Source organism: Pantoea sp. CFSAN033090, from assembly GCF_001264395.1.
Lineage (GTDB): Bacteria > Pseudomonadota > Gammaproteobacteria > Enterobacterales > Enterobacteriaceae > Pantoea > Pantoea agglomerans.
Genome location: NZ_LGYX01000032.1, coordinates 43,255 through 49,421, shown reverse-complemented (window position 1 = coordinate 49,421; position 6,167 = coordinate 43,255). Strand labels below are relative to the sequence as shown.

9 protein-coding genes are annotated in these 6,167 nt (G+C 53.0%); 3 read left to right on the top strand and 6 right to left on the bottom strand.

All coding sequences use genetic code 11. From position 1 onward, the window contains the following. The first annotated feature begins 249 nt into the window (after window positions 1–249). On the top strand, window positions 250–804 hold the full coding sequence (locus AFL22_RS22050; protein WP_022625145.1) for a gamma carbonic anhydrase family protein: 555 nt from the start codon (window positions 250–252) through the stop codon (window positions 802–804). On the opposite strand, the gene AFL22_RS22045 is transcribed toward AFL22_RS22050, so the two are convergent. Genes AFL22_RS22045 through dprA form a run of 6 tightly spaced genes read right to left on the bottom strand, consistent with a single transcriptional unit; the run spans window position 771 to window position 4,565 of the window. Then, complete coding sequence (locus AFL22_RS22045; RefSeq protein WP_033772956.1) at window positions 771–1,028, bottom strand: DUF1488 domain-containing protein; 258 nt, start codon at window positions 1,026–1,028, stop codon at window positions 771–773. The genes AFL22_RS22050 and AFL22_RS22045 overlap by 34 nt on opposite strands. Then, the gene (gene aroE / locus AFL22_RS22040) at window positions 1,025–1,843 is read right to left on the bottom strand and encodes a shikimate dehydrogenase (protein ID WP_052272169.1); all 819 of its coding nucleotides are present in this window, start codon (window positions 1,841–1,843) and stop codon (window positions 1,025–1,027) included. Before aroE ends, AFL22_RS22045 begins: the two co-directional genes overlap by 4 nt. A gap of 3 nt (window positions 1,844–1,846) precedes the next feature. Beyond that, a complete protein-coding gene (gene tsaC / locus AFL22_RS22035; RefSeq protein WP_010252735.1) occupies window positions 1,847–2,419 on the bottom strand; it encodes an L-threonylcarbamoyladenylate synthase type 1 TsaC in 573 nt (190 codons plus the stop codon). Between the two features lie 3 nt (window positions 2,420–2,422). Then, on the bottom strand, window positions 2,423–2,971 hold the full coding sequence (locus AFL22_RS22030) for a type I DNA topoisomerase (protein WP_010252738.1): 549 nt from the start codon (window positions 2,969–2,971) through the stop codon (window positions 2,423–2,425). 24 nt (window positions 2,972–2,995) lie between these two features. Next, window positions 2,996–3,469: a DUF494 family protein Smg gene (gene smg / locus AFL22_RS22025; RefSeq protein ID WP_010252741.1), complete on the bottom strand. Its 474-nt coding sequence runs from the start codon at window positions 3,467–3,469 to the stop codon at window positions 2,996–2,998. Beyond that, a complete protein-coding gene (gene dprA, locus AFL22_RS22020) occupies window positions 3,441–4,565 on the bottom strand; it encodes a DNA-protecting protein DprA (RefSeq protein ID WP_033772964.1) in 1,125 nt (374 codons plus the stop codon). Before dprA ends, smg begins: the two co-directional genes overlap by 29 nt. A gap of 115 nt (window positions 4,566–4,680) precedes the next feature. Between dprA and def the strand changes: the two genes are divergently transcribed. Then, window positions 4,681–5,193: a peptide deformylase gene (gene def / locus AFL22_RS22015; RefSeq protein ID WP_010252747.1), complete on the top strand. Its 513-nt coding sequence runs from the start codon at window positions 4,681–4,683 to the stop codon at window positions 5,191–5,193. Window positions 5,194–5,213: 20 nt separating this feature from the next. Further along, on the top strand, window positions 5,214–6,158 hold the full coding sequence (fmt, locus tag AFL22_RS22010; protein WP_010252750.1) for a methionyl-tRNA formyltransferase: 945 nt from the start codon (window positions 5,214–5,216) through the stop codon (window positions 6,156–6,158). The last annotated feature ends 9 nt before the right edge of the window (window positions 6,159–6,167 follow it).

Below are 6,167 nucleotides of genomic sequence, written 5' to 3'. Positions count from 1 at the left end.
CAGAAGTTTTTCTCCGGCGGCGCAGTCTCCTGTGCCTCTCAACCCGCTTCCCGTTGCCGGTGTTCCGTGTCGATGGAGGCGCATTATAGGGATCCCGTTTCAGAGCACAACCCTTTTTTTGGATCTTTTATCTGAACGGTTATAAATGATCCAGATTGATGAGATCGCCAGCGATCCAGGCCAGAATTGGCTTGTCAGCTGCCTGAAATCGCATCAGGCTGCATTGAAAACAGAACAAAGGAGAACATGATGGCTTCCGCCCTACGTCCATATAAAGACCTTTTCCCGCAAACTGGCCAGCGCGTTATGGTCGATCCAAGCAGTGTTGTGGTCGGTGATGTCATAATGGGGGACGACGTGAGCATCTGGCCGCTGGTTGCGATCAGGGGTGATGTGAATCAGGTCCGCATTGGTGCCCGTACTAATGTACAGGACGGCAGCGTTCTGCACGTTACGCATAAATCAGCGTCTAACCCGCAAGGCTTCCCTCTTATTATTGGCGAGGATGTCACGGTCGGGCATAAAGCGATGTTGCACGGCTGTACCATTGGCGATCGCGTGCTGGTCGGAATGGGATCGATTCTGCTTGATGGCGTAATAGTAGAAGAAGAGGTGATGATTGGTGCCGGAAGTCTGGTGCCGCCAGGTAAAAGACTGGAGAGCGGCTATCTCTATCTGGGTAGTCCGGTCAGGCAGATCAGGCCGCTGAATGACAATGAGAAGGAAGGTTTACGCTATTCCGCTAATAATTATGTCGCCTGGAAAGATGATTACCTGGCGGGAGATAACCAGATCCAGCCCTGAGCATCAATATTATCCTGACGGATAGCCGCTTCAGCCTCATCTTCCAGATCCCAGCGATGGTGCTGAAACAGCGCCATCGCCTCCCCTTCACCAAAACGTGAAGCCAGCGACTTCCCGCTGATTGCACAGGTCAGCCGCATGCCGTTGACCAGCACCGGGAAACAGACCGCGTTCAGTTCAGCATTATAGGTTTCATCATCAGGAAACTGTATCGCCTGATTCATGGCTGCATGGACTGTTTAAGCTGAGTAATCACCGGCGCGATTTCCGGCATCACACCGTGCCACAGATAGAAGGCATGAGCAGCCTGCCCCACCAGCATGCCCAAACCATCTGCCAGATGAGCCGTGCCCTGCGCCTGACACCAGCGCAGGAAAGGCGTCAGCCCGCTTTGATAAAACATGTCATAACAGCGCACATCAGCATGAATGACTGCTGCAGGTAAAGGAGGGGTTTCGCCATTCACACCGCTTGAGGTCGCATTAATGATCAGATCAAAGTGCTGATCTGCCAGCTGTTCAAAACCACATGCGCGGATAGTGCCGCTCGCTGCAAACAGGCCAGCCAGCTCTTCCGCCCGCGCGGCGGTACGGTTAACAACAGTGAGTGTCACGCCTGCTGAGAGAAGCGGCAGAATGACCCCACGTGCAGCACCGCCCGCCCCCACCAGCAAAACCTTGTCACCAGCGTTGATCATCTTCAGCCGTTCAAGATCGCTTAACAGCCCGATACCATCCGTGTTGTCACCCAGAATCTGCCCATCGCTGAGTTTTTTCACCGTGTTTACCGCGCCGGACAGGGCTGCACGTTCGCTGAGCTGATCGGCAAATTCCCATGCCTGCTGTTTAAAAGGTAACGTCACGTTGGCACCACGACCTCCCTGTTCGAAAAAGGCAGAGAGCGCCTGAGGAAAACCATCAATCGGGGCACAAATCCGACCATAGCGATGTTCAACGCCCGTCTGTTCAGCAAAAGCCTGATGGATCAGCGGAGATTTACTGTGGTTGATCGGATTACCGAAAACGGCGAATTGATCCATGAATTAGCCCTGACGTATAAGTTCGCCGCTGATGACATCGCGGATTTCAGAGGGATTGAGCCGCCCACCTGTTTTTCCCGACAGAACCGGGAACTGCTCACCAAACTGCTGCTTCACTTCTTCAGCCGTTCGGCAGGGAGGCAGGCCTGACAGATTTGCACTGGTTGAGACCAGCGGTTTACCAAATGCGCGGCAAAGGGCCTGCACATCAGGATGGTCACTGACGCGAATGGCCAGTGAATCAAACTGTCCGGTAAGCCAGCGAGGCGTTTGTGGCGGAACGGGTACGACAAAGGTCACCGGGCCGGGCCAGCATGCAAACATCCGCTCACGCTGGATCACAGACAGTTCCCGAGCGGAGATGTAAGGTTCCAGCTGGGTGTAATCAGCCGCAATCAGGATAAGCCCCTTTTCTACCGGACGCTGTTTCAGCGCCAGTAAAGCCATGACGGCAGATTCACTGTCAGGGTCACAGCCCAGACCAAATACGGCTTCAGTAGGATAGGCGATGACCGCCTGTCGATTCAGCTGCTCTAGGCAGGTTTCAAGTGAATCGGCGAGGTGTTGATTTTCCATGGTCTATGAATTCTCTTCAGCAATGGCTTTGCCACAACTTTTACTGGCGCAAAAGCGTTTGATCCCTTGGGCCGTCTTTTTTTCAACTAATAGCGGATACTGGCAATAAGGACAGATTCCGGCAACGGGTGTCAGATTCACAACAAACTGGCAGGCTGGATAGCGATCGCAGGAGTGAAACGTTTTGCCGTAACGGGAGCGCCGCTGAACTAACCGGCCTTCATGGCACTGTGGACAGGCCAGCGAGGTTTCATCCGGTTTGTCGATGGTTTCGGTGTATCCGCATTCCGGATAGAGGCTACAGCCAATGAACATGCCAAATCGCCCCTGCCGCAACACTTTATCCGCACCGCATTCGGGACAGGCGTGGCCTTCCAGCACTTTGACCACATGACCATCGGCCTGACCCTTTAAGGGTCGAATGTAGTCGCATGCCGGGTAGTTCGCGCAGCCCAGAAAAGGACCGTGTTTACCGGAGCGGATAACCAGTTCTGCCCCGCAAGCGGGGCAGGGATCCTGTTTACGCACGGTGAAGAGTGCAGCTTTACTCATAGCGATCAATGCATGAAAGGAAATTTAATGCAGCATACCTTCATTGGCGTCGAATAGCAGTTCTTCCATCTGCTGATAGGCATTTTCACATCCGGGAATGTTGAACAACACCATCAGTACCACCCATTTGAGATCCTCCAGGTCAAACTCAGAGGTATCCAGCGCCATAATGCGTTCGATGACCATTTCACGCGTTTCCAGGTTCAGCACCTGAATCTGCTCCAGGAACAGCAGGAAACCACGGCTGTCAGCATCTAAACGTTTGCTCTCTTCATCGGTATAAATACGCATGGAGAGCGGATCATTTGTCAGTAAAATTGGCGCAACCAGTCCTTCCTGATAGTCAGCCAATCTTTCTAACCAGTTCAGCGCACTGTAAATATCTTCACGATGGAACCCGGCATCCGTCAGGTCGTCTGTCAATCTGTCCTGATCAACACCCATTTCTGCTTCGTTGTGGATATATGTCTCAAACAAATACATCAGTACGTCGAACATGGCATGCCCTCCTCAATCGGACATAGCCGCCGGGTACAGCTGCGATCCATCCTGCTAACTCCAGTTCCAGCAACTGAGCTGAGATAACTGGCACAGATTGGCCGGCACGTTCAGCGACAACGTCAACAGGTGTAACATCATCACCTACGTTAGCCAACACATCAGCAAATGGCAATGGAGCATCGTCACTCACCTCAGAATAAATTTCACCGGCCGGTGTCATCGGCAGCCAGTTAAGTGCACTTGCCAGATCTTCCACGATGTTATGGGGATGGGCCACCAGCAGCGCCCCCTGCTGAATCAGCCAGTTTACGCCTTCGCTTAACGGGTTACCGAGCGCGCCAGGTAAGGCATAGACATTACGATTTTGCTCCAGCCCATACCGCGCCGTTACCAGGGAACCACTCTTCAGCGAGGCTTCTACCACCAGCACCCCATGGCTCAGGCCGCTGATAATACGATTACGGCGCGGAAAATTAAGCGGATGCGGCAGGGTCGTCAGCGGAAACTCAGAAACCACCGCTCCACCCTGTTCAACGATCTCTGCGGCAAGATGGGCATGATTGCTGGGATAGAGCCGCTGCAAACCACTACCTAACACGGCCACCGTTTTACCGCCTACGTTGAGTGCTGCCTGATGCGCAACACCATCAATACCCCTTGCCAGTCCGCTGGTAATGGTCAGACCGCTGAGGCTTAAGTGCTGGGTAAACCAGTCGCACCAGTAGCGGCCATAGTGTGAACAGTTTCGGCTGCCCACCACCGCTAACTGTGGTGTGCTGATAAGCGCAGGATCGCCATCAATATAGAGCAGCGGCGGAAAGCGGTTGGTTTCTTTAAGACGGGCAGGATAGGCCGCGTCCAGAGCAGTTACCAGATGATGAGCCGGACTCTGAGCCAGCCAGGAATAGACTTCTGTGAGATTATTTTCATTAAAATCATCATATTGCTGGCACTGGCTCTCATCTAAGCCAAGCCGGATAAGCTGCTCCCTGTCTGCCTGTCCGGCACCTATTTGCTGCGCCACATCAACCCAGCGTTTTCCTGTCATTCCAGTGACGGCGGCCAGCCGTACAGACTGCGCTATTTTGTCCATCTTCAGCTCCCTGATCGCCCTTGCTTCCTGCCGCAGAATGCTGTCAATCAGGCCTCGAAAAGTCTACAATATAAGGTAGTAATCTTTTCTTAACCGAATACAGATCTGGATATTTATGTCAGTTTTGCAGGTATTACATTTCCCTGACGAGCGTCTTCGCAAAGTTGCTGCGCCCGTTAAAGAAGTTAACGCAGACATTCAGCGTATCGTTGATGATATGTTCGAGACGATGTATGCCGAAGAAGGTATCGGTCTTGCGGCTACGCAGGTCGATATTCATCAGCGCATTATCGTGATTGACGTCTCTGAAAGTCGTGAAGAGCGTTTAGTGCTGATTAACCCTGAGCTGCTGGAAAAAAGTGGTGAAACCGGCATTGAAGAGGGTTGCCTCTCTATTCCGGAACAGCGCGCATTTGTTCCGCGTGCCGAGCGGGTAAAGGTCCGTGCACTGGATCGCGAGGGTAAAAGTTTCGAACTGGAAGCCAGCGAGTTACTGGCCATCTGTATCCAGCATGAGATCGATCATCTGGAAGGCAAACTGTTTATCGATTATCTGTCGCCTTTAAAGCGGCAACGGATCAAAAATAAATTAGAGAAACTGGCGCGTCAGAACGCGCAGGCTTCCTGAGATCTTAATAAGGGATAAACGTGTCTGCCCCGCTAAAAATCATCTTTGCTGGCACACCTGACTTTGCAGCGCGTCATCTTGACGCGCTGCTTGCTTCTGAACATCAGGTTATCGCCGTATTCACCCAACCCGACCGTCCTGCTGGTCGCGGTAACAAATTAACGCCAGGCCCGGTCAAAACGCTGGCGATGGCACATGACATTCCGGTTTATCAGCCTAAGTCACTGCGACCTGAAGAAAATCAGCAACTGGTTGCTGACCTCAAGGCCGATGTGATGGTGGTTGTAGCCTACGGATTAATTCTGCCCAAGGCCGTGCTTGATATGCCACGTCTGGGATGCATCAATGTCCATGGCTCACTGCTGCCACGCTGGCGCGGAGCTGCGCCTATTCAACGTGCGCTCTGGGCTGGCGACAGCGAAACCGGCGTGACCATCATGCAGATGGACGTGGGACTGGATACCGGCGATATGCTGCATAAGCTGGCCTGTCCGATTACTGCCCAGGATACCAGTGCCACGCTGTATGACAAGCTGGCACAGCTTGGCCCACAGGGGCTGCTGGATACGCTGACATTACTGACCACTCAGCAGGCTTCACCTGAAAAACAGGATGAAACGCTGGCCAACTATGCTGAGAAACTCAGTAAAGAGGAGGCACGTCTTGACTGGACACTCTCTGCAGAACAGCTTGAGCGTTGTATTCGCGCTTTTAACCCGTGGCCGATGAGCTTTTTCACCATTGAAGATCAGCCGGTTAAAGTCTGGCAGGCAAGCGTTCTGCCCCACTGCGATCGTGCGCCTGGTGAAATTATCCATGCTGACAAGCATGGCATCCAGGTGGCAACGGCTCAGGGCGTACTGAACCTGCTCCAGTTGCAGCCCGCCGGTAAAAAACCGATGTCGGCTCAGGATCTTCTCAACTCGCGCCGGGAATGGTTTGAACCTGGAACCCTTCTGGACTGACTCTCAGGC